This window comes from Massilia eburnea, from assembly GCF_009720745.1.
Lineage (GTDB): Bacteria > Pseudomonadota > Gammaproteobacteria > Burkholderiales > Burkholderiaceae_D > Rugamonas > Rugamonas eburnea.
In genome coordinates this window covers 16,928-40,430 of the sequence record NZ_WNKX01000030.1, presented here as the reverse complement: position 1 = coordinate 40,430, position 23,503 = coordinate 16,928, and the positions used below count along the sequence as shown (strand labels likewise).

Below are 23,503 nucleotides of genomic sequence, written 5' to 3'. Positions count from 1 at the left end.
ATGCGCGGGCTGGCGCGCAATTTTGCGTTTGGCTTCGCCGAGAAGTATTTGCAGGTGGCCCTGGCGCTTGCATCTTCGGCGATCCTGGCGCGCCTGTTGTCGCCGGCTGAAATTGGCGTCTACTCCATTGCCGCCGTGCTGACTGGACTAGCCCAGGTATTCCGCGATCTCGGGACTGGACAACTACTTGTGGCGCGGCGGGACTTGTCCGTGCCGGAACAGCGCGCCCTGTTCACGATAGGGTTGGCGATGGGATGGGGGCTCGCGCTGATGCTGGCGGCACTGGCGGAACCGCTGGCGGCATTCTATCGGCAACCGGAATTGCGTACAGTGTTGCATATCCTGCTGCTGAACTTCTTGCTGGTGCCTTTTTCGTCCCAGGTGACAGCGATGCTTCGCCGTGAAATGCGCGCAGGCGCTTTGCTCAAGGTAAGCGCCTGCTATTGTGTCGTACAGTTCATCGCCACCATTGCCTTTGCTGTCGCGGGGATGGGCGCGCGCGCCCTTGCATGGGGCGGCCTTGCCGGGACCTTCACGGGATTGATCGCTGCCTTGCTGCTGCAGCCGCCCGGCATGGCCTGGCGCCCCGCGTGGCAGGGCGTTTGGGAGCTGGTGCGGCCGGGAAGCCTCGCCGTGACAGGAAACGCGATTGACGAACTTGGCGTTGTGGCGCCGGACCTGGTCGCCGGCAAGTTGCTCGGCGCCGAGGAAGTGGCAGTGCTGGGCAAGGCACAGTCCGTGCTCGCACTTTTCAACCAGGCGGTGACGAGTGCGGTATCGCCAGTCATCTTTCCTTTGTTCGCCCGGCATGCGCGCGAAGGAAACGATCCTGTCCAGGCTTACCTTTCGGCCGCGTCCTGCATTACCGCGCTTTCCTGGCCGTTCTTCCTGTTCGCAGGACTGTTCGCGTCGCCACTTGTCACGCTGCTGTACGGGTATCAATGGCAGGCCAGCGTACCTTTGATCCGGATCATGTGTGGCGCCGCCGCGCTGTATAGCATGCTCAATATGGCGCGCTACATGCTGCTGGCGACCGGGCATTTCGCAGAACAGGCGCGCATCGATGCCATTTCGGTTGCCGGAAGGCTGGTACTGCTGGTGCCGGCGGCGATGGAGGGCCTGCAATGGCTGGCGGCTGCAGTTGCCCTGAGCCTGGTGTTGCGCAGTTACGTGGTGCTGCGCAGTTTGCGCGCGCTGTATGGCCTGGAGCTGATGGCGTTGCTGAGGCAGATGCGCAAAAGTGCCATTGCAGCCCTGGCCGCGGTCACGCCGGCTTTGCTCGTCCTCGCCGCCGTACCGGCAGCAGCGGGGCCGCTGCGAATGATGGCAGGAGCGGCGGCCGGAGCGCTTGGCTGGGGGGCTGCAATCTGGCTGCAGCGGCATCCACTTGCGGGCTTCCTGCGAGCCGCCGGCTCGCAGCAATGAAGGGAGATCGCCATGCGTGTTGGAATCCTGTCCTACCCGATGTTGTTCCAGCGCGAAGGCGGGCTGCAGGTGCAAGTGCGCGAAACCATCGCGGCGCTGAACCAGCTGGACGCCACAATGTCGGCGGAACTGGTCGATCCGTCCAGGCAGAAGCTGGCCGATTTTGATTTGATCCATGTTTTCTCCGCCCACAACGGCAACTTCCGCGTTGTGGAGTCGGCAGTCGATCTCGGCGTGCCCGTGGTCCTGTCGCCGCTTGTTTCGCCAAGCTGGGACCGCAATACCGGTTTCCGTGCGCGCGTCGCAGACCGCCTGGCGGGCAAGATCAGCTCATACAACCTGCAAACGAGCTATGCCCAGACCAAGCGCGCGTTGCAGCTCGCGGACCTCGTGATTGCGCTCGGCGAGGCCGAGCGGGAGGCCATCGTCAATGGCTTTCTCACCGAACGCGCGAAGATACGTGTGTTCCCAAATGGGATCAGCCGGCAGTTCTTTACCGCCAGGGCTGAATTGTTTCGGCAACGCACAGGCATCATCGGGCCTTTTGCCTTGACGGTCGGCTCCGTGTCCCCCTATAAGAACCAGCTTGGCCTGGCGCAGGCATTGGAGGGGGCTGAATTGCCGCTGGTGCTGATTGGACCCGTATCGCGCGAAGAGCACGGATACCTGCAGGAGATCCTCAGATCGCCGTGGGTACGCTGGCTCGGCGCGCTTGACCATGAAGACCCCCTGCTGGCGAGCGCCTTTGCGGCAGCCTCCGTGGTCGCATTGCCAAGCCAGGGTGAAGTGTTTCCTCTTTCGGTACTGGAAGCATTGGCGGCCGGCACCCCCGTCGTGATGACCGAAGAAAGCGCTTTGCAGCTCGATGGCAGCGGGACCATGCTGCGTAAAGTAGCCTGGGACGACAGGGCTGGCCAGCGCGAGGCCATCCTTAGCCTGGCGCGAAAACCGCCGGGGCGTGCCAGTGTGCAGGCGATGGTCGAGCAATTCACATGGCAACGCGTGGCGACCCAGGTGGCCGCCTGCTACCGCGAACTGGTTCCGGCCCATGCTGTTTAACTCTTTCGCCTTCCTCTTCCTGTTCCTGCCGCTGGTCCTGGCAGGCTACCAGTTGTTTCGCCGGCGCGGCGTTGCCTGGCTTGGCATTTGTTCCCTGATTTTCTATGCCTGGTGGGATTGGCGTTTTCTCCCGCTCTTGCTGCTGTCGATCTGCGCCAACTATGGCGCGGGGCGTGCCATATGCGGGCTCGCGGGCCAGCCTCGCGACGCGGCGCTGTGGGCGGCCTTGGCGCTTAATCTCTGCGCACTGGGCTGGTTCAAATACGCGGCATTCCTGTTCGGCGTGTCGACCGGCCTCGCCTTGCCGATCGGGATTTCTTTCTTCACATTCACGCAGGTCGCTTTCCTGGTCGATTGCTGGCGCGGCAAAGCGCGCGAACCGCGTTTTGCGCCTTATCTTCTGTTTGTCAGCTATTTCCCGCATCTGGTCGCCGGTCCTGTATTGCATCACGCCGAGATGATGCCGCAATTCCGCAACGGCCGGCCGCTGCAGGCGGAGGATCTGGCATTCGGATTGACGGTCTTTGCGCTTGGGCTGGCCAAGAAAGTCCTGGTGGCGGACAACCTGGCGCCAATGGTGACGCCATTGTTCGCGGGCGGGGTGGCGCCGCAAATGATGGATGCCTGGATTGGCACACTCGCCTACAGCATGCAGTTGTATTTCGATTTTTCGGGGTATTCCGATATGGCGATCGGCCTGTCCCGATTGTTCGGCGTGCGCTTGCCTGAAAATTTCGATTCCCCCTACAAGGCGCGCAATATCTCGGATTTCTGGCGCCGCTGGCATATGACCTTGTCGCGTTTCCTGCGCGATTACCTGTACATCCCGCTGGGAGGCAACCGTGGGGGAACCTGGAAACGCTGGCGCAACCTGATGGTCACCATGGTGCTGGGCGGAGCCTGGCATGGCGCCGGTTGGCCTTTTATTGCTTGGGGCGGCTTGCATGGCCTGTTCCTGGTGCTGCAGCAGCGTTTCGGCGGCGGCAAGGAGGCTTGGTGGGCATGGCCGCTGACGTTCATCGCCGTCTTGCTGGCCTGGGTTCCGTTCCGCGCGCCGGACATCGCCTCTGCGCTTCAGATCTGGTCCGGAATCGCCGGCTTGAACGGACTTGGATTGCCGCACGCCTTGGGCGGACCCGGCTTGCAATGCATCGCCGCAGGCGGCGGCGCAATGCCGCTGCTGGCTGCAGCCTGCCTGTCGGCCTGGTTCGCGCCCAACACGCGCGAGATGCTGCAACGCCATTGGACCGGATCGCTGCCGCATGCCGGCGCAGTCGCCGCCTTGCTGCTTGCCTGCGTCTTCAGCATGAACCGGCCGACCGAATTTCTCTACTTCCAATTCTGAGATGAAATCCTACGTCGCCATCGCAGGCGGAATGCCTTTGCTCCTGGTATGCGGCGTGGCCGCCACCAATTACACGCTGGACCCCTATCTGATCCATCAATGGCAGACGCCTGAAGTCAAGCGCTTGCGCCAGCCGGTCGAAAAGCTCAATGCCTGGGGCAAGACTTACGCTATCGCCTTATACCGGCCCGAAACTGTCTATCTTGGCAATTCCCGCACCGAACTCGGCATGGCAGTTCCGCGCGGCGGGCGGGAGCGGGTCTTCAATGCCGCGCTATCAGGCGCCACGGTGGGAGACGCGCTGCGCATGCTGGGACATGCGAGGCAGGTTGGCGATGTCCGGACGGTCATCTGGGGCCTGGACGCGCCATCGTTCACCCTATCTGTCGGCAATACGGAGCTGGAAAATGGCTTGCTCGCCAGTGACGGCCGGTACCTGGCGCGGCGCTTCCTGCTTGACTTGCAGCGCTCGGTCAGCCTCGACATGAGCCGCGAATCGCTTGACTTGCTCCGTGGCCGTTCGCTGGCAGTCTGCCATCCAAGCCTGGCGCAATACGGACAGCGCGATGGCGCCTGCATGCAGGCGCGCATCGATGGCTGGGGAGGCGCCGCGCAGGTAGTCGAGGCACGCACGCGCGAATTCCTGCGTGGGGAAGGGCCGACGGCGGACACGCTGCAATCGATGGAAAGCGCGATCGGCCGGGGATGCAAGCTGCACTGGCGGCTGTATGTCAACCCGACCCATGCCATGACGATCGATGGCCTGTATTGGAGAGGAAAAGGCGCGCGGTTCGAAGCCTGGCTTGCCGACCTGGCAGCAATCGGCGCACGCTTGCGCGCCGCCGGCTGCGACGTGCGCGTGTTCGATTTTTCAGGCTTTAACCACGTCACCACCGAACCGGTTCCGCAGGCGGGGAACCGTTCCGCCATGCTGAACTATTGGGAAACCTCGCATTATCGCGAAAGTGTGGGCGATAGCATCCTCGCTCGTATCGCTGGGGGCGCCGCTACAGGCGATGGCTTTGGCGCCGAGCTTTTGCCGGGATCAATCGAGGGCCACATCGCAAAGCTTCAACAACGCCGTAAGGAATATCTTATCAGCCATCCCTATGAGGCAGGAGTCGCACAGCGCATAGCGGCCACGGGCCGGTAGCGCAGCACTGCAGCACCTTTCTCGCACGGCAAGGAAAGAATTTCCATATCCGGGAATTCTTCCGCCCAGCGCTGCAGGGAAGTGCGTTCGCCGGGACGCATGGAGTCATCGAGGAACACCGCCGCACCAGACGCCAGTTTCGGGAAGAGTACAGGACCTGCCGGATAGCGCGCCGCATCGCTGGTTGCCTGGGGCGGGCCGTCAATTACCACCATGTCGATTGATGAAATCGCAGCCAGGGCGCTACGGTCGTACCAGGGCTGTTCGCGCGATCCAAAAGCCTGGGTCAGCAAGGGGGCGTCGATGATGGTGGCCCATTCGGCCAGTCCGTGCAGTTCCAATTGCCGCCGCGTGCGCCGGGCGTAGACAGGATCATGTTCCAGGCTGTACACCTTGCCAGCGCCATTGATTTGCATGCAGCGCGCCAGCACGAGGGTCGACGTCCCGCTGCTGCATTCCACGACGCACCGCGGCCGTTCGTCCAGTGCATGGGCGGCCAGTTCCTGCAGGAAGTCCGGCGAAGCCGCCCAGCCGCGGGTCAGCGGCAGCGCGCGTTGCAGCCCGAGGCTGACGTACAGCCCCTGCAAGGCTTCGAGCTGTCGGAAGAAGGTGGCGTGGCCGCGCTGCGCCTCGTCCTTCATTGCATGCACCAGCAAGTGCATATTCCTCACTTTGTGCAGGATATAGGCACAAAGCAGCAACAACACTCCGATGGCGGCTGCGTCCATTATTCGTAGTATCCGTAGTATTCGGTTCCCGGAAAGCTGCGCGATTTGTTGTAAAGCAGGTTCACATGGTGGCAGTGTTCGATGCGCTGCAAGGCTGCCTGCACCGCCGCTTGCGAGGTTCTTTCTGCTTCCACCACCATGACGACCTGGCCCATTTGCGAAACCAGCACGCTCGCCTCCGTCGTGAGCAACAGCGGCGGCGAGTCGAATATGATCACCCGGTCGGGATAGCGGCTTGCCAGCTCCTCCAACAGCCGGCTCATATTGCGGCTGGCCAGCAACTCGGTCGCATTGCGGTTGGCGGGGCCGGCGGGCAGCAGGGTAAGCGAGGGAACGTTGGTGCGCATGATGACGTCGGATAGTTCCACGCTGCCATCGAGCAGGACATTCATCAAGCCGCGCTCGGCCTGCAGCCCGAGCACTTTCAGGACGGAAGGGCGTGCTACGTCGGCGTCCACCAGCAGGGCGCGCGCATCCCTTTCCATCGAAATGCTCATCGCCAGGTTCACCGCGCAATAAGTCTTGCCTTCGCCCGGCAGCGCGCTGGTGACGACAATCAGGTTGCCATGGTGGATGGCGTGGTTGCCAGTGGCGCGGGCATCGTTGAGCAGGTGGCGCTTGACGATACGAAAATCTTCGGCTACGGCGGTTCGGCCGCCCTCATGGGTGACCATGCCGCGCTGGCGCAGCCGGACCAGGTTGATGTCGGCATAGCCGGCCTCGCCTGGCGGCGCCACTTCCAGCAAACTCGGGGGTAATTGCATTGCGCCTCCATCTATTGGAATAGCAGGGTGTAAAGCATCACGCCGCCATAGCCAAGCAACAGGCAGGCGCTGCCGGCGCCGAAGCCGATGCGGTCGCGCCATTGCCGGCGCTTTTCGTCTTCGGTCCAGTTCATGCTGATGGTGCCCAGCACGCGTAGGCCGGTGGTGGCGCGCAAATCGGCTGGGCTGAGGAAAGTGGGCCGCAGCTCGGCAAGTCCCAGGGCGCCTGCCGCGCCTGCCACCAGTGCAAGGACCAGCGTTGCGCTGTAGTAGAGCACCCGGTTGGGGCCGATGGGGCGCTGTGGCATGGTGGGCGGATCGATGATCTTGAAGCTCATCATCTCTGTGGTTGTTGTCAATTCCCCTGACAGCTTGGCCGCTTCGCGGCGGGCGATCAGCTTTTCGTAATTGTCCTTGTTGATCTGGTAGTCGCGCGTCAGCTGCCCAAGCTGGGACTCGAGTTCGGGCACCGCATCGCGTTGCCGCTGCAATTGCTGATGCCGCAATTGCATTGCTTCGACGCGTGCCCGCAATGCGGCTACTTTGGCGTCGGCTTCGGCCAGCGCAACCTTGATCTGCTGGTAAAGCGGACTGTACTGGCGGGCCATGTCCGAAGGATCGGGCTGTTTCTGCTTCTCCTGTTGCCGCTTTTCCTCGAGCTGGGCGATGAGCCGCAAGGTGGCAACCACGTCCGGGTGCTGTTCGGTGAACTGCGTGCGCAGGCTGTCGAGGTTCTTGTTCAACGCGCTGATGCGGCTATCCAGCTCGGAAGTCTCGCCCGGCGCGCCAACGGTAGCCAGGATGGGTTCATCGCCGCCGAGCTGCGCTTCCACCGCCTTGCGCGCCTGTTCGGCTTCCGCCAGTTCAAGCTGGGCTCCGGCCAGCGCATCGCTGGCGGCCAGCAGCTTGCCGTTGTAGTCCTGGCCTTCGCGTGGCAGCAGAAAGTTGTTCTTCAGGCGAAAGTCTTTGACGGAGCTTTCAGCCGAGAGCAGCCGTGTTTCGTAGCTCTTGATCTGGTCATCGATGAATTGCACGGCCTTTTCCGAGTCGCCCCGCTTGCCCTTGAAGCTGCCCTCGACGAAGATGGCGAGCAGGGCCTGTACAACGTCGCGTACCTGGCGCGGATCGGAATGCGTATAGCTGATGGTGTAGATGTCGTAGCTTCCGGTGCCATTGATCTGGATCCGCTTCATCAGGTCGTCCACCATCTCGTCGTGCTGGCGCGGTGAAATCGCCCGTACGTCCAGATCGACCATGCGCAGTACGCGTTCGATATTGGGGCGGCTAAGCAAGGTGCGGCTCATGATGGCCACCTGCTGCTCGACATTCGGCACGCTGGTCATGCTTACCATCAGCGGCTTGAGGATGCTCTGGGTATCGACGAACACCCTGGCTGCGCTTTGGTATTCGTTGGGCAGGGAATAGACCTTGGCCCATCCAGCCAGCACCACGAGCCAACTGATGCAAAAGCCCGTCCAGCGATGCTTCCAGATGCCTTTCAGGCTTGACAGCAATTGGCTGAATAGTTGCTCCATGCCGCGCTCCCTGGTGTGACGCCTCGGTCTTTACGATTATAGGGACGGGTTGCCGGCCTGGATGGCGAACCCGCCCGAACTTTGAGGCTGGTCAAGAAATGCTCAGGATTTGCGGCGGCGCAGGGCGATCGACATCGCCAGCATGCCCACCGCCAGCACCGCCACTGAATCCGGCTCCGGCAGTTCCTGCTGCAGCGCATTGGCCAGCGTGTTGTGCTGGATCGTGATCTGGTAGCTGGTGCCCGCTGAGAGCAGTGGCGAGGTGCTGCCGTATGCGGCCGTCGGAAGCGTATAGGTCAGGATGCCCGGCATCGCATCGGTACGGCTGCGCACGCTATCTGCATTCAGTTCATGCGGCGCATAGGTGAAGACCGGCAGCCTGGTGGTCAGGTCGACGATGTTGATGGACCAGGACAAGCGCGCATTGGCATTGGCGTCCGGGCCTGAGCCCAGCGAGACGTAGGCCTGGGTGTACGGCGTGGCGTCGAACGCCACGGTCATTGTATCCGAGCCGCCCAAGGTAAATTGGAATGTGGTCGAGGTACCGACATCGGAGTTGCCGGAAGCGATGGAATTCATGGCCGTCGATGCATCGGCGCGGGTGCGCGCATGCGCTCCGGCAGGCGTTGCGCCGATGGTGATCGAGGCGCCGGTCAAGTCCTGGTCCGCATAGCCGAAGCTGCCGGGGACGGGCGGCGGGCTGGGAAAGGGCGTGAAGTCATTATTGGCCAAGGCCGGGCAGGGCGCGCCAACACATTGGTGCGGAACATTGGGTGTGCCGGCCAGGATCGGAATCGAGGAGGTGCCATTGGCGAAGACATTGTTCAGCGCAGCCGTAGCGTGGGCGTCATTGGTCCCCTGCAGGATGGTGAAGTCGGTGCTGCTGTAAGCGGCGCCGCTGGAATGCAGCAGGCGGAAGTTGTTGATGTCCAGGATCGCCGATGCGAAGGTCGATGCCTGGGCAGGCGCGCTGGCGATGCCAACCGCGAGCGCGGCGGCGGTTGCCAGGAGGGACTTGCGGAAGGTAGTCATGGCTTGGTTCTCCAGTTGAATCGCGGCGGAGTTGCCGGCAGCTTGGATACCAGCAGCATCCGTGCCATGTCATGTTCCCCCGGCGCTGGCGAGCTGTGAAAAGAAATCCGACGCAGGTGGAACCTTATGCCGAGCCGTGTGTCCAAGCCGTATTCCAAAAGGAGGACTCACTGTGGACGACGACACCATTGTTTCCCTGTTGATCGAAGAAAAGGCCGGCGGGGAGCAGGCCCTGCAAGCGCTCGACCAGCAGAAGTTCAATATCCGCCTGGCCAATTCGACCGGACAGCGTGAGGCCGCCAGCGTGCTGCTGCAGAAGATGTACGGCTGGCGCGGCTACGAGGTCGCTGCCAGCGCGCCGCATGAACCGAACCGCATCACGCTGGCAGCGGACAGCCAGGGCGAGACCGTCGGCACCATGTCGCTTTGCCTGGATGACCCCGCCATTGGACTGCCGGCCGATGAAAACTTTGGCGACATTCTGGCGGGCTGGCGCACGCAAGGCCGGCGCCTGTGCGAACCGGCGCGGCTGGCGATCGACCGCAATGTGAATATGCGGGTGTTCGCGGCGCTGATCCACATTTCTTACGTCTACGCGCACAACCTGCACGGCTGCACCGACTATGTGATCGAAGTCAATCCGCGCCACGTCAAGTTCTATATGCGAATGCTGGGTTTCCACCCGGCCGCGCCGCAACGCCACTGCAGCCGCGTCGATGCGCCAGCGGTGCTGCTGCGGCTGGACCTGGCGCATATGGAGGAGCAGATCAGGCTGCACGGTGGGCGCATGGAGTCCAGCCCCAGCGAACGTTCCTTTTATCCCTACTTCTTCTCGAAGCAGGACGAGGCCGGCATCACGCTGCGTTTGCGCGATGGGAGGAACTGAATATGGACAGGCTTGATTCGGCGCTCCAGGCATGGCGCCAGCTGCTTGGACCCGCGCGCGTGCTGAGTGCGCCTGGGGAACTGGCCCCTTACACGGCCAGTACATCGGCCAATCCGGTGCTGCCGCTGGCCGTACTGCGGCCACGCTCGCACGATGAAGTGGTGGCGGTGGTCCAGCGTGCCGGAGAATTTGACATGCCGCTTTATCCGCTGAGTACCGGCCACAACTGGGGCTATGGCGATGCATGCCCGAGCAGCGACGGCCAAGTCATCGTCGACCTTGGCGGCATGAACCGCATACTGGAAGTGAATCCCGGGCTCGCTTATGCAGTCATCGAACCGGGCGTGACGCAGGCGCAGCTTGCCGGGCATCTCGCTGAACATCGCCTGCCCTTATGGATGGATTGCACCGGGGCAGGGCCAGATACCAGCCTGGTCGGCAATATTCTGGAACGCGGCTTTGGCCACACACCTTACGGAAACCGCGTGCTGCACGTCGCCGGCCTGCGCATCGTACTCGCGGACGGCGACACGCTGGAAACAGGCTTCGGCCATTTCGCCCGGGCCAGCGCGGCCCACCTCTACCCGTACGGTGTCGGCCCATGGCTTGATGGGTTGTTCACGCAATCGAATTTCGGCATCGTTACCAGTCTCGGCTTCTGGCTGATGCCGCAAACTGAAGTTGTGAATCACCTGGTGGCCAGCGTCGCCACCTTTGACGGTATCGCAGCGGTGGTTGATGCCTTGCGGCCGCTGCGCATGGACGGGACCTTGCGCAGTGTGGTGCATATTGGGAACGATTTGCGCGTGCTGTCGGGCGGCATGGCGTTTCCAGCCGAACTGGCGCCGCACGGGCCGCCACTGCCGGCGAGCTTGCGCTCTGCTCTGTGCGCCAAGGCAGGTATCGGCGCATGGACAGTTTCCGCCGCCCTTTACGGGCGCGCCGCGCAAGTCGCCGATGCCCGGAGCGCCATCCGCGCCGCAATCGGCGGCCTGGCGAAGCTGCGCTTCATTGATGACCGCGCGCTGGCGGTGGGCGGCGCTGCGGCGCGGCTGCTGGGGCGGGGCAAGCTGGGTGCGCGGCTCGCAGCCCAGGTCGAGCTGGGGCGCTCCTTGCTGAACATGAACCGCGGCATCCCCGATGGCCGCTTCCTGGCCGGCGCATACTGGCGCCGCCGGGGTGGCCTGCCTGATGGTTTCCCCTTGGGCGCCAATCCGGCCCGCGACGGATGCGGGATGATGTGGCTGGCCCCCGTGCTGCCGCTGCGCGGGGCGGATTTTCTGCGTGTCCACGCCTTGGTCGAGCCCATCTTCGCGCGCCATGGCTTCGACCTGTTCGAAACGTTCAGCATGATCAATGAACGTACCCTTGGCGGTGTGCTGACCATATGCTTCGACCGCGATGATGGTGTGGAAACGGCACGGGCCCAAGCGTGCTATCACACTGCGTTCAAACAGCTGATGGAGGCAGGCTACATTCCTTACCGCGTGGGTCCGCAATCGGTGGCGGCGCTTGATAACGGCCGCGACACTTATTGGCGCACGGTGGCGCGCATCAAGGCCGCGCTCGATCCGCAGCAGCTGATCGCTCCCGGCCGCTACCAGCCGCGCTGACCAGGCGTCAAAGCTTGGCCATCAGGCCCTGCACTTCGGCGCGGTGCGGGAAATCCTGCAGCGCAAGCAATTGCTCGCATTGGCTGCGTGCACCGCGCCTGTCGCCGCTGCGGAACAGGGCATGGGCATAGTGCAAGCGAATGTCGCCTGAGGTCGGTGCCCTTTCCAGCGCCCTTTTCAGCAGTGGCAGGGCGCGAACGGGTTTGCCGGTCTCGGCATAAATCCAGGCCAGGGTATCGGCGACCGCCGGATTGGACGGAGCGAGCTTGTAGGCGCGCTCAGCAGGCCGCAGCGGATCGCCGTCTTTCAATTGAAGCAATGTCCAGGCCAGGTCGTTGAGCGCCACGACATTATCAGGGTCGCCCGCCAGGAGGGTTTCATATTCGCGGCGTGCGGCGGCAAGCTCGGAGCGCTGCAGAAGATAGCTTGCGTAATACAGCCTGGTCGGCTGGTCGCCCGGGTGCTGCGCCAACCAGCCGCCCATGCTGCGTTCGGCCTTGTCATCCTGTTGCGCTGCATGCAGCGCGCGGTGCAGTGCGATCAGCATCGGGCCGCTCGCTTGCAGCGCTAAACCGCGTTCGTACAAGGGCACGGCCAGCGCGGCCTTGCCTTGCTCCATCAGGGCGTCCCCCTCGAGCTTATAGCCTATGGCAGCGGATGGCTGGCGTTGCTGGACGGTTTGCGCCAGCTTGCGTGCGTCGTCGTAGGCGCGGCTGTCGAGCATCAGGGCGCTGGCCAGCAACAGGGCGTCTTCCCGGCCGGGCTCGAGTGCGAGGGCTTTATGCACAGCGACCAGGGCAGGACCTTTTTCCTTCAGGATCAATTGGCTGCGAGCGACGCGCAACAGGACGTCAGCGCTGTTTGGCTGCAGTACTGCGAGCTTTTGCAAACTCTCTAGGGCGAGGGCGTGCTTTCCGCCAGCGGCCGCGGCTTGCGCCAGCAAGTCCAGGCTTGCTGCATCGACTGGATGGAGCGCATGAAGGCCTTGGGCCTGTTGCAATGCCTTTTCAGCCTGTCCGCTGCGCAAGTAAAGCGCGGCCAATGCCCGGCCCGGCGCCGCAGCATCGGGGTGGGCTGCAATCGCCCGCTCGAGCCAGGCCGCAGCGGCGCGCGCATCGCCTTGCCGTGTTTCGAGCTTGGCCAGGGCCATCAGCAAAGTCAGGCTGTTGGGGCTGCGGGCGAGCGCATCGTGATAGCGCTGGCGGGCCTGCGGCAGCTTCTTCTCCAGGATGTCGAGCTCGGCCAGGTTTTCGAGCGCAGGCAGGTGTGCAGGATCGAGCGCCAGCGCGCGCTGGAAGGCTTTGCGCGCGCCGCCGAGGTCGCCGCTGGCGAGCAAGGCGCCGCCCTTCAGGTTTTCGATGGCGGGATTGTCGCCTTGCGTCTCCATCCGCCGAACCTGCGCCATGGCTTCCGCAAAATTGCGCGCGCGCAGGTGAGTAATGACCAGCAGCGCCCCGGCGCGCAGGGCTGAGGTACTGTTCTTGTGCGTCGCCTGTTCAAGTGCATCCACCGCGCGGGCATCCTGGCCCTGGGCGAGCAAGCTCAAGCCGTTGGCGGCGAGCAGGCTGCCGGACTCGGGCGCCAAGCTGCTTGCCTGGCCGAACCAGCGCGCTGCCAGCTCGTGCTTGCCGCTGCGCATTGCCGCCTCCCCGGCAAGCGCCAGCAAGTCGACGTCTTGCGAGCCGGCGCCAGCGCTGGGTTCGAGCAAGAGCAGGGCGTCTTGCGCCTTGCCTTCGCGCAGGTCGCACATGGCTTGCAGCCGCAGGGCGTAGGGTTCAGCGGGCTGGCTCTGGCGGTAGCGCAGGATATGGGCGCGCGCCTGCGTGATCGCACCTGTGGCGAGCTCGGCGGTCGCTGCAAGCAGCAGGCTTGGCAAATGGTCCGGCGCCACCTGGAGTACCGCCTGTGCATGCTCCAGGGCCGCCTTGTTCTGGCCTTCGCCAAGTTCGAGCAGCGCCTGGGCATACAGCAGGACAGGGCTCGCGGGCTGGAATTTGCGTCCGGTGTCGAGCTGCTGATGGGCCAGCCCAAATTGGCCTTGCTGAAAGAGTACGGCGGTGATGTCGGCATGCGCCTGGGCATTCGTCTGGTCCAGGGCGAGAATGGCGCGGTAAGCTGCCAGCGCTCCGTCCAGTTCGCCTTGCGTGCGCAGCAGGTCGCCGCGCAGGCGCAGGGCGTCGATATCATGCGGTGCGGCGGCCAAGGCAAGCGCTACCGATGCTGCCGCCGCGGTTGCATCATGCTGCGCGAGGGCGAGCCTGGCCTGGCCGAGGTGGGCGGCGACCAGCTTGCTGTCTTGTTGCAGGGCTTGGGTGTAAAGGCGGGCGGCATCGCCCGGTTTGCCCAACCCGGCCAGCGCCAGGCCGCGCCATGCCAGTACGGCTGCCGAGTCCGGGTCCTTGTGCAATTCATCAAGCACTCCCTGATAGGCGGCCTGGGCCAGCATCGCCCTGACCAGGAGGGGCAGCAGCTGTTCGCGCGGCTGGGCCAGCGCAAGTGCGCGGCGCAGTTCCTTTTCGGCCGAGACGGGATCGCCTTGCGATAGATGCAGTTCCCCAAGCAGGCGCCGCGCAGCCGCATTACCCGGTTCCTGCTGCAGCAGGCTCTTCAGATGGATGATTGCCGCCCGGTCTTCGCCACGCGCATGGGCCGCACGGGCGTCGTTCAAGCCATCCTCCACCGGCTTCATGCGTTGGCAGGCCAGCAATGCGGCCAGAGCCAGACCGGCCGCGACGGTAATCAAGCGTGACATGGGAATCTCCCTGGCTAGTGGAGTTACCAGCGTAGGGAGTTGAGGGCAAGTGCTTGTTGATCGCGCTCAAGAAAGCCTGCGATCGGCGGGCGGAAATTTATTTGGCGCGGCGCGGCGTGGCCAGCTGGACATACAGCGGCAAGCTGCGCTCACTGTCGTTATGGGCTACGGCGCCGCCGGGAAGGGCGCGGTTGGCCAGGTAGTCGGCCGAAACAGGATCGCCGGAACGGGCGGCCTTTTGCAGCAACTGTATCGCTTCCGTATGCTTGCTCGCATCGAGCGTATACACCATGCCCAATTCGCGGGCGGCGACGGCGGAACCTTGTTCCGCCCATTCCTGCAGGCGGCGTTCGGCAGCGGCGCCACCGTGTTCGGCAAATTTCTTGGCCACGGCTTCAACAACGGGAGCAGGGGGGGCGACTTCTTCCTGGACCTGGCAGGCAATGAGCATGCCGACCATGAGCAGTGTAGAAGTGACAATAATGCCCGCCTTGTTGAAAATTTCCATATTTCCTTTTGGCCCGAGAAAGAATGCTATTGTACAACAAGTTGTCCCACGGCAAGCTGCACTGCAACTAGCGAGATTCTATTAAATGCCGAACGGATGAGGCGCACGCCTCGCCAGACTGCGAAAACCTGTCAGGAAACCATCATAACATACTGATGTTGCGCCGCATCAATACCGCACGGGGTAACAGATGTAACGATTCGTTAACGGGCGGCGGCGCGTCCGCTATGCTGGTCGAGCCAGGCCCCCGCATGGTCGTGCACCAGCTTGAGTTCACCTTCGAGTGCGGTGAACAGGAGGGGAATTTCCATAATCCGGCCTTCCTGCAGGGCCAGTTCCAGTGCCAGGGACGCTGCAACATAGCGCTTCGCCCCCAGGTTGCCGATCGATCCTCGCAGGTTATGCAGGATGCGGCGCGCTTCCATGAATCTGGCGTCACGGATGGCTTCGCCAGCCATATTCAGCGGCTCCACGCCGGGACCGATCCCGTCGCGCACAATCTTGACGACAGTATTCAGGGCTTTTTCGTCCTGCCCCATATACTCCAGCAGCCTGTCGACACAAAAAATGGCTTCGTCCGGCGCACTTGCATAACTCATCGACAAATCTCCGTGTTATCCGCGGAACGTCCAATAGCGTCCCGTCGTGCCTTCGACCGCCTGCAAGCCGAATCGCTCGGCGGCCCGGGTATCTTTCTGCACCACGTAAAACATATCACTCAAGGCTGAACGCTGCTCAGCATAATAGGCATGGCCGATGAAGCCCGTATCGACGCCGGTGGCGTCGATCGTTTCAACGCCTGGCGCCACCACGATCGCAGGACCGCTTTCGCCGGCGCGTGGATAGCCATGGATGGCTTTCGAGGCGCGCAAGGCGGCATCTTCGGATGACGCATACAAGGTCAATGGGTTGGCTACCCCTGCCAGGGCCGGCAACAGCTGCTGGCGGAAAACTTCAGCATCAATATCGGGTGCTGCCAGGATGACTTCGCTGATGCGGCTGGCCAGCTCCGGGCGCGCGGCAATAACACTGGCCGCAGCCTTGGCCAAGGCCCGGCTGCCCATGCTGTGTGCGAGCAGGTACACGTGCTCGGCCTCCGTCTGCTGCAGGAAGTCAGCCATGAAGGCGGCCAGGTCGGCCTGGGTCCACTCCACATTGGCTTCATCCAATATATATCCTGAAAGCTTGCCTTGCGAGGGCCAACTGTAAAAAATTGGCGTCCCGTGGAAAGCGAGGTCATAGGCCAGCTGGCCGGTGCGCCGCGCGGCGTCCTCAAAAGTGGTACGGTAGCCGTGGACGTACAGCAGGGCGCTGCGCGGGCCGCTGGCGGCGATCGCCTGCTTGAGTTCGGCCATATAGTGTTCGTGCTCGAGCACATCGGCCGCCAGCAGCACGACGTGCTGTTCCGGCTCTTCGCGGAACTCGAGCCGCAGCAGGGTAGGCGACTCCAGTTCGCCCATGCGGTGGTCGCGCGGAATGCTGACTTCGCAGCTGCCATAGCGCAACTGGCCGCGGCCGCTGCCGAACAGGCGCGCCGGATGGCGGTCTCCGCTCAATTCGCGGTCGGTCGCAAAGTAGACTTTCATGACCGCATGCGTCGGCGCGCCATCCAGACTGGCGGTGGGCGAGGTGCGCGCACTGCGGCGACGTTCCACCTCGTCGATGAGGTTACGGGCTGCCGCGCGCAAATAGCGGTCGCCTGCAAGTCCTGCGGAAGCCAGCGCGTCACTCAAGGCGAACTGGCGCGACCGTGAGCCGGGATCCTCTTCCACATCGGCAATGGCGTCGGCAACCGAAGGCGATTGCGACGCCAGGCGCGACTTCAGCATCTGGTAGGCAGCGCTGATGCCGCCCTCACCGGCACCTGCCGTCACTGCTGTCGTAATGACGTCCATGCTCTTCTCCTGGCTGATTAGTGCATATCTGACCACACACGCAAGCCCAAGTCCAGTGCCGCGTGAAGCTAGCGTTCCGGGGCCAGTTCCAGCCTGTTAATGCGCGCCGCCTTGTTGAAATCGATCGCAATACGTAGCGTTTGCGGCTGGCATTTTGCACGGTACACGTAAAGCCGGTCTTCCCCGAACACGTTTCGCGAGAGCAGTTCCAGCGCAATGGGGCGGGGGCATCCTTTCATCAACGACTGCAGCCCCGCCACGGCGAGGTAGGTGGCGCCGCGCTCGGTGAATTTATCCTGGGCCGGACGGCCATCCGCGATGCCTTCCAGCACTTCGGCTACCTGGGCCGTCACGTCGGGCTCCTGGTCGGGAATGGCCTGCGCCGCCTGGCAGCACAGTAGTGCTAAAAAAACGGACAAACTGTTCAGTTTCACTGACGACTCCTTCTAACGTTGCGCGTGCGGTCTTGACGCAAAACTTTTGTCTTTTTCATCAAGATTCCATGGAAATCGAGCTTCTGTTCGTAGTTATACTCGCCTCCACGCTGTTGAGAGCTGGCCCGGCGGGGCTCATAAAAATACACCTACATACTGCTACAGGAGAGACATACGACATGCGTCACACCACCCGTACCACGATTGCATCCATGGTCATGCTGGCTTGCGCCGGACTGGCCCAGGCCGGCGAAAAAACCGTCGACAACCTGACTGTCTTCACCAATACCAAGGCCGCTTCCGCAGAAGGCGTGCTGAAACTGCACGCGTCGCGCTTCGGCCTGCCAGCCAGCCTGAACAACCTGCAACTGGTGGAAGTCAAGGAATCGCTGACAGGTAAACATTACTACTACCAGCAAATGCTGCGCGGACTGCCGGTAGACCGCGCCCAGATCATCGTTTCGATCGGCAAGAACGGCGACCTGCAAAAGATTTTCAATGAAACCCGCCACATCTCGGCCCACGTGGACGCCGATGCGGTGAACCAGCTCTACAACAAATCCCAGATCAGCGAAGACGAAGCACTGGACAAGGGCTGGAAGAACATGAACGTCCAGCACAAGCTGGTCCACGTTCCTTCCACCAGCCTGGTGTGGGTGCCAACCAAGGATGGCGTGCAACTGGCGCGCAAGGTCAGCATCGAAGCTGAAATGCCGACCGGTGGTTTCGTGCAATACCTGAATGCGCATGACGGCAGCGTCATCGATTCCTACAGCACCTCGCTGCCACGCTCCAGCAAGAGCGGCGAACGCAGCCTCGCAGCACGCGCCGCGGCGCCAGGCCAGGCCATGGACCGCAAGGCTGCGACCCAGGCAGCCTTCGAGGCCGGCAAGGCCCAATCCGGCAGCAGCACGCTCAAGGCGGGCAGCACCGCGCCGGTGACCCTCGCCCCATCGGGCATCAACGGCAGCGGCTATGCCTTCGACCCTGATCCTCGTACCGTGCTGAACACCGATGCACTGACCGATACTTCCGCCGCATCCGCCTTCGATGCAGCCTATTCGACCAAGACGCTGCGCGACCTGACCGTGACCTCCGGCGTTTATTCGTTGACCGGCCCATACGTCAACATCAAGGATATCGAATCGCCCAACACTGCGCCAAGCACCACCACCAACGGCGTGTGGACTGCCAAGCGCGGCAACGATGCCTTCGATGACACCAACGTCTACTTCCACCTTGACCAGAGCCAGCGCTACATCCAGTCGCTCGGCTTCACCGGCACCAAGTCCATCCTGAATCGTTCGATGGACGTCGATACCAACGGCGTGAATGGCGACGACAACTCGCACTTCAGCGGCACCGGCGCGACCGGCTACCTGGCCTTCGGCCACGGCTGCGTCAACGACAGCGAAGATGCCGACGTGATCCTGCACGAATACGGCCATGGCATCCAGGCCAGCATCGACTCCAGCTGGTCCGGCGGCGACACCGGCGCCATGGGCGAGGGCTTCGGCGACTACTGGGCCGCTTCGTATTCCTACAGCACCCCGAACGGCCAGGTTTACCACCCTGAATGGGCCTTCAGCTGGGACGGCCACGGCTCCTGCTGGGCTGGCCGCATGCTGAACCGTACCGATGCAAAATACAACAGCGCCAAGACCTATGCCGCACACACTTCGGTCACCGAGAACGGCGTCACCTTCCAGTCCGATGAGCTGTGGTCGGCGCCGCTGTACGCTTCCATGGTGTCCCTGATTGCCGCCGGCAAGCCGCGCGCCAACATCGACCAGATCATCCTGGAAGCGCACTTCGGCCTGGGTTCGAACGTGAAGATGCCAGCCATGGCGACTGCGATCGTGAATGCCGCCAAGACCCTGTTCCCGTCGGACCTGACTTACGCCAACACTTTCCAGGCCAAGTTCGAGGCGCAGAACATCCTGTCGGCTACCTGCACGCCAGTGAGCATGAATGAGACGGAAAGCAACAACAGCATTGCGACTGCCAATCCGATCACCCAGTCGTGCACTACGGCCAGCGCCAACATGTCGTCCAGCACCGACGCAGACTACTTTGCGATCACCGTTCCAGCGGGCAAGACTTTGACCGCAGTCATGACCCCGAACGCCTCGTCCGACTACGACCTGAAGTTGTACAACAGCGCAGGCACCCAGCTGGCATCGAGCGTGAACGGTACCGGCCAGGCCGATACCGTAACGCGCGCCAACACCGGCTCGACTGCTGTAACGTGGTACGCCAAGGTGTACTACTACGCAGGTGGAACCGGTTCGACCAGCGGAACCTATACCTTGAAAGCCTCCTGGTAATTTAAGAGCGCACCCCCGCGCCCTGGACCGCCTCGCCCGCAAGGGCAGGCGGTTTTTTTTCGCCTGAATTCGCTTACAATTGGTTCCGCTGAGTCCGTTAAGAGACCAAAAATGCAAACTGACCTGGGCAAGTTCATCCTGGAAGAAGCCCCCGGCGGCATCATAGCCACCGATGCCCATGACACTGTCATATTCTGGACCAAGGGCGCGACAGAGATTTACGGCTACCGGCCCGAGGAAACGCGCGGCCACAGGCTGGCAGAACTGATTGGCATGCCGGGCCACCCGGTGCGGCAGGAGTTCGGCGCCGATTTTGAATACCTGCGGCGGCGCAAGGACGGCCAGGCCGTCTATGTCGGCGCCGCCTGCAAGCCGGTCTACACAGCGCAAGGCGAAATCGAGTACATCATCCACAGCCAGAAGGACATCACCGATGCCAAGGCCTTGCGCGACGCCCGCCAGGTGGAATCGCGCTATCGCGGCTTGCTGGAATCGATGCCAGACGCAATCGTGATGGCCAATTCGACCGGCCGTATCGTGCTGGTGAACAGCCAGGCCGAGCGCCTGTTCGGCTTTGAACCGCGGGAGCTGCTGGGTAAGCCGGTGGAAGTGTTGCTTCCCAACCGTTTCCGCGGCGGACATGTCGCGCACCGGGCCCAGTATTTCGTGCAGCCGCGCACGCGCACCATGGGCGCCGGGCTGGAATTGTATGGTTTGCGCAAGGATGGGCTGGAGTTCCCCGTCGAGATCAGCCTGAGCATGATCCAGATGGAAGAGGGCGCCATTGTCATGAGCGCCATCCGCGATATCGGTGACCGCAAGAAGGCCGAGCAGAAATTCCGCGGCCTGCTCGAATCGGCGCCGGACCCGATGGTGATCGTCAATGCGCGCGGTGAGATTGTGCTGGTCAATACGCAGACTGAGCAGTTGTTTGGCTATCCGCGCCAGGAATTGCTGGGCAAGCCCATCGAAATCCTGATCCCGGCGCGCTTTGCCGGGCGCCATCCTGCTGCGCGCAGCAGCTTTTTCGACAAGGCGCAACCGCGAGCCATGGGGGCCGGCACCGAGTTGTATGCGATGCGGCGGGACGGTTCCGAATTCCCGGTGGAAATCAGTCTCAGCCCTTTGAAAACAGAAGACGAATTGCTGGTTTCCAGCGCCATCCGCGACATCAGCGGCCGCCGCCAGATCGAGCACAAGCTGCTCGAGCAAAAACTGGAACTTGAGCAGGCCAGCAAGGCAAAAGACCGCTTCCTGCACAGCATGTCACATGAGTTGCGCACCCCATTGAATGCGATCCTGGGCTTCGGACAGCTCTTGCACAACGAAAAGCTGCCCCTATCCCAGCAGCAACGCTATGCCTTCGCGGGCAATATCGTGCAGGCCGGGCAGCACCTGCTGCACCTGATCAACGAAACCCTGGACCTGGCGAAGATCGAGGTGGGGGCCGTTACGCTTTCGCTGGAACCGGTGGCGCTGGATGACCTGGTGCATGAGGCGGGACGAATGATCGAAGCGATGGCTGACGCGCGCAACGTCACGCTCTACCTTTCAGAGCCTAGCGGACTGTATGTCAAGGCCGACCGCATCCGTTTGCGGCAGATCCTCCTCAACCTGATGGGCAACGCCGTGAAGTACAACAGCAAGGGGGGGCACGTCTGGATTTCGGTCGGCTTGGGCGACGCGGGTCGGGCCTGGCTTTCGGTGCGAGACGACGGCCCTGGGCTGAACGGCGAGCAGTTGGCCGGGCTGTTCCAGCCATTTAATCGGCTGGGGCAGGAAGGCGGTTCGGAAGAAGGCAGTGGCATCGGCCTGGTGCTGAGTAAACGCCTGGCCGAGCTGATGAACGCGACCATTCACGTCACCAGCGCCGTCGGGCAAGGCAGCACTTTTACGGTTGAGTTGGAGATTACCGCGCCGCAGCAGTTGCCGGGCCAGGAGATGAATGCGCCGTCGCAGGCGCCCGCTGCGCGCATCCATCACAACAAGCCTTTGCTGTTGTATGTGGAGGACAATCCGGCCAACCTCAAGCTGGTGCAGGAAATCGTCAAGCTGCATCTGGACATCGACCTGCTGTCCGCCACCGATGGACATACAGGTGTATCAATGGCGCGCGAGTTCGGCCCCGATGTGATATTAATGGACATGAACCTGCCAGGCATCAGCGGGCGGGAAGCCCAGCGGCGCCTGAGGCTGGATCCGGCCACGAGCGAAATTCCCATCATTGCGCTGTCCGCCAACGCGATGCCGCTTGACGTGGCGGCAGCCCTTGAAGCCGGTTTCTTCCGTTATCTCACCAAACCGTTGAATATCGAGGAATTCCTCGACGTGGTGGGAGAAGCGCTGGAACAAGCTCGCTAAGCAAAAGTTTCACGTGTAACGGAGTCTGGAGTGAAAATCAATCTTGCTGCCTTGCTAGCGCTGGGCGCGCTTTCCGGAGAGCCAAAGGTGCTGGACATTCGATTTTCGGTCCAAGATGTGGAAGGCCACGCGGTGCTCCACATCGCGCTGGCCAACCACATGCCGCAAACGGTGAAGGTGCCGCGCGCAATCGCTACAGAAGAGGAAATGTTCGGCAAGCTCTTCGAAGTCCGCGATGCGGAAACCGGACAGCTGCTGCAGTACCAGGGCATCATGGTCAAGCGCGGGCCGTTAGCCGAGGAAGACTACCTGGCCATGGCGCCGGGCGCCCGCCGCAGCAACACGATTGACTTGTCGCGCGCCTACGCCTTCAGGCAAGGCCGCCACGCGTACACCATCAGCTACACTGGCCACTACCTCATGGAGGGGAAAGAAATGCCGCTCATCGAGGGGCCGGTAAGCTTCGTGCATACCGGCCGATGAGCGGCGCGCCCTGGTTAAGGCAGGGCAGGGGTGTTTTCGCCGAAATATTCGTGATTGTCAGCGTTGTCGATCGCCTGGTCGGGATTGGTGATGGCCAGGTTGGCGGCAGCGGTCTGGCCGTAGACGTGGTCGTCGGTGCCGGCAGTCACGTTGAAGTGGCTCATTTCATGAATCAAGGTGCCGCCCTTGGAATCGGTCCCCGACATCGGTGCGCTCCAGAAGGCTTTGCACACATAGATGGTGTATGGCTGGGTCGGGTAGACGTAGGCGTAGTAGGTTTTCTTGCAGCCGCAATCGACGGTTACCGGCTTGTTGTCGAATGCATCCTTGATCGCCGTGAAGTGGGCCTGCATGGTCGAATAACGGCTGGAAGTCACCGTGCCGAACCACTTGGTGTAGCGCTGGCCGGTCTTGTTGGCGCCCAGGTAGCTGTTGGCGTCATTGGTCATGCTCTGTGCAGTCGACTTGGCGGTGACGATATCGGCCTGCTGTGAGGCGGTGCACTTGTTGAAGGACAGGCTGCCCACGCCTTGCGGCTGGGTTGGCGCCTTGGACAGGGTGCCGCGCGGCAGCGTACCTTCAATCGAAATGCTCAGCGCTTCCGACTGCAGGGTATCCGATTGCTTCTTGTCGACAGCTTTGCCAGCAGGGTCGACGTTGCTGAACAGCTTGGCCGATTTGGTGCTGTAACGGATGGTGTAATCGCCCGAGATGCTCATGTTATACATCTGGGACAGCTCGACATTGGCTTTGTAGGACTTGCCCGGCTGGATCACGTAATAGTCGGCGGCTGTCGGCGCCGGACGCTTGGCGTGCATGCCTTCGTATTCCACTTTGACGCCGTCGCGGGTAACGTCGAACAGCGATTCTTCGATGTCGCCAAATGGCGTATGCCATTTCAGCAGGTATTGGGGAACGGACGAAGTATTGGTCAGGGTCACGTGGACCACGACGTCATCGCGCGGGCCCAGCGCGCGCTTGTCCATGCTGATGCTGGCAGTCAGGCCATCGGCCGCGTAGGCGCCCAGGCTGAACGATGCTGCGAGTACAAAGCCGCCAAGATTTTTCCAGTTCATCGGTCTCTCCGTCCTGTTGTGGTTGGGGTCTGGCTATCTTGACGGTGCAGGCGCGGCAGTTCAACCGAAATCGTCGGGAGCGCAAATGCTGTCAACAAATCAACAACAATTCCGTTACGCCCGTAAC

The 23,503-nt window shown here is 62.4% G+C and carries 19 protein-coding genes; 9 read left to right on the top strand and 10 right to left on the bottom strand.

The window, feature by feature from the left end; all coding sequences use genetic code 11:
- Genes GM658_RS25360 through GM658_RS25345 form a run of 4 tightly spaced genes read left to right on the top strand, consistent with a single transcriptional unit; the run spans position 1 to position 4,982 of the window.
- Complete coding sequence (locus GM658_RS25360; RefSeq protein ID WP_155456858.1) at positions 1 to 1,425, top strand: oligosaccharide flippase family protein; 1,425 nt, start codon at positions 1 to 3, stop codon at positions 1,423 to 1,425.
- Positions 1,426 to 1,437: 12 nt separating this feature from the next.
- Positions 1,438 to 2,484, top strand: coding sequence for a glycosyltransferase family 4 protein (locus GM658_RS25355; protein WP_155456857.1), 1,047 nt, complete (start codon positions 1,438 to 1,440; stop codon positions 2,482 to 2,484).
- Entirely contained in the window at positions 2,474 to 3,829 is a 1,356-nt protein-coding gene (locus tag GM658_RS25350; RefSeq protein ID WP_155456856.1) for an MBOAT family O-acyltransferase, read from the top strand. Before GM658_RS25355 ends, GM658_RS25350 begins: the two co-directional genes overlap by 11 nt.
- A 1-nt stretch (position 3,830) precedes the next feature.
- The gene (locus GM658_RS25345) at positions 3,831 to 4,982 is read left to right on the top strand and encodes a hypothetical protein (RefSeq protein WP_155456855.1); all 1,152 of its coding nucleotides are present in this window, start codon (positions 3,831 to 3,833) and stop codon (positions 4,980 to 4,982) included.
- On the opposite strand, the gene GM658_RS25340 is transcribed toward GM658_RS25345, so the two are convergent.
- From GM658_RS25340 to GM658_RS25325, 4 genes are all read right to left on the bottom strand, one after another.
- On the bottom strand, positions 4,937 to 5,710 hold the full coding sequence (locus GM658_RS25340; protein ID WP_155456854.1) for a class I SAM-dependent methyltransferase: 774 nt from the start codon (positions 5,708 to 5,710) through the stop codon (positions 4,937 to 4,939). The genes GM658_RS25345 and GM658_RS25340 overlap by 46 nt on opposite strands.
- Entirely contained in the window at positions 5,710 to 6,474 is a 765-nt protein-coding gene (locus GM658_RS25335; RefSeq protein ID WP_229417067.1) for an XrtA-associated tyrosine autokinase, read from the bottom strand. Before GM658_RS25335 ends, GM658_RS25340 begins: the two co-directional genes overlap by 1 nt.
- 11 nt (positions 6,475 to 6,485) lie before the next feature.
- Positions 6,486 to 8,009 carry an XrtA system polysaccharide chain length determinant gene (locus GM658_RS25330; RefSeq protein ID WP_155456852.1) on the bottom strand — a complete coding sequence of 508 codons (1,524 nt, stop codon included), beginning with the start codon at positions 8,007 to 8,009 and terminating at the stop codon, positions 6,486 to 6,488.
- A 102-nt stretch (positions 8,010 to 8,111) separates the two neighbouring features.
- The gene (locus GM658_RS25325) at positions 8,112 to 9,041 is read right to left on the bottom strand and encodes an EDSAP-1 family PEP-CTERM protein (protein ID WP_155456851.1); all 930 of its coding nucleotides are present in this window, start codon (positions 9,039 to 9,041) and stop codon (positions 8,112 to 8,114) included.
- Between the two features lie 172 nt (positions 9,042 to 9,213).
- Between GM658_RS25325 and GM658_RS25320 the strand changes: the two genes are divergently transcribed.
- Both GM658_RS25320 and GM658_RS25315 read left to right on the top strand, forming a co-directional pair.
- The gene (locus GM658_RS25320) at positions 9,214 to 9,927 is read left to right on the top strand and encodes an N-acyl amino acid synthase FeeM domain-containing protein (protein ID WP_211841934.1); all 714 of its coding nucleotides are present in this window, start codon (positions 9,214 to 9,216) and stop codon (positions 9,925 to 9,927) included.
- A 2-nt stretch (positions 9,928 to 9,929) separates the two neighbouring features.
- Positions 9,930 to 11,540, top strand: coding sequence for an FAD-binding oxidoreductase (locus tag GM658_RS25315; protein ID WP_155456850.1), 1,611 nt, complete (start codon positions 9,930 to 9,932; stop codon positions 11,538 to 11,540).
- Between the two features lie 7 nt (positions 11,541 to 11,547).
- Here GM658_RS25315 and prsT read toward each other — a convergent pair whose 3' ends face one another.
- The 5 genes from prsT to GM658_RS25290 form a co-directional block, all read right to left on the bottom strand.
- Entirely contained in the window at positions 11,548 to 14,292 is a 2,745-nt protein-coding gene (gene prsT, locus GM658_RS25310) for an XrtA/PEP-CTERM system TPR-repeat protein PrsT (RefSeq protein ID WP_155456849.1), read from the bottom strand.
- Positions 14,293 to 14,389: 97 nt separating this feature from the next.
- Entirely contained in the window at positions 14,390 to 14,800 is a 411-nt protein-coding gene (locus GM658_RS25305) for an SEL1-like repeat protein (RefSeq protein ID WP_155456848.1), read from the bottom strand.
- A 203-nt stretch (positions 14,801 to 15,003) separates the two neighbouring features.
- Positions 15,004 to 15,399 (bottom strand): Hpt domain-containing protein, encoded by a 396-nt coding sequence (locus GM658_RS25300; protein WP_155456847.1) that lies wholly within the window; start codon positions 15,397 to 15,399, stop codon positions 15,004 to 15,006.
- 15 nt (positions 15,400 to 15,414) lie between these two features.
- A complete protein-coding gene (locus GM658_RS25295) occupies positions 15,415 to 16,695 on the bottom strand; it encodes an alpha/beta hydrolase (RefSeq protein WP_229417066.1) in 1,281 nt (426 codons plus the stop codon).
- Between the two features lie 68 nt (positions 16,696 to 16,763).
- Positions 16,764 to 17,129 carry a hypothetical protein gene (locus GM658_RS25290; RefSeq protein WP_155456846.1) on the bottom strand — a complete coding sequence of 122 codons (366 nt, stop codon included), beginning with the start codon at positions 17,127 to 17,129 and terminating at the stop codon, positions 16,764 to 16,766.
- A 179-nt stretch (positions 17,130 to 17,308) separates the two neighbouring features.
- Between GM658_RS25290 and GM658_RS25285 the strand changes: the two genes are divergently transcribed.
- The 3 genes from GM658_RS25285 (at position 17,309) to GM658_RS25275 (ending at position 22,300) form a co-directional block, all read left to right on the top strand.
- The gene (locus GM658_RS25285; RefSeq protein WP_155456845.1) at positions 17,309 to 19,456 is read left to right on the top strand and encodes a hypothetical protein; all 2,148 of its coding nucleotides are present in this window, start codon (positions 17,309 to 17,311) and stop codon (positions 19,454 to 19,456) included.
- A 111-nt stretch (positions 19,457 to 19,567) separates the two neighbouring features.
- The gene (locus GM658_RS25280; protein ID WP_155456844.1) at positions 19,568 to 21,817 is read left to right on the top strand and encodes a PAS domain S-box protein; all 2,250 of its coding nucleotides are present in this window, start codon (positions 19,568 to 19,570) and stop codon (positions 21,815 to 21,817) included.
- Positions 21,818 to 21,847: 30 nt separating this feature from the next.
- Complete coding sequence (locus GM658_RS25275; protein ID WP_155456843.1) at positions 21,848 to 22,300, top strand: hypothetical protein; 453 nt, start codon at positions 21,848 to 21,850, stop codon at positions 22,298 to 22,300.
- 14 nt (positions 22,301 to 22,314) lie between these two features.
- On the opposite strand, the gene GM658_RS25270 is transcribed toward GM658_RS25275, so the two are convergent.
- Positions 22,315 to 23,376 (bottom strand): M35 family metalloendopeptidase, encoded by a 1,062-nt coding sequence (locus GM658_RS25270; protein WP_155456842.1) that lies wholly within the window; start codon positions 23,374 to 23,376, stop codon positions 22,315 to 22,317.
- Positions 23,377 to 23,503 lie beyond the last annotated feature (127 nt).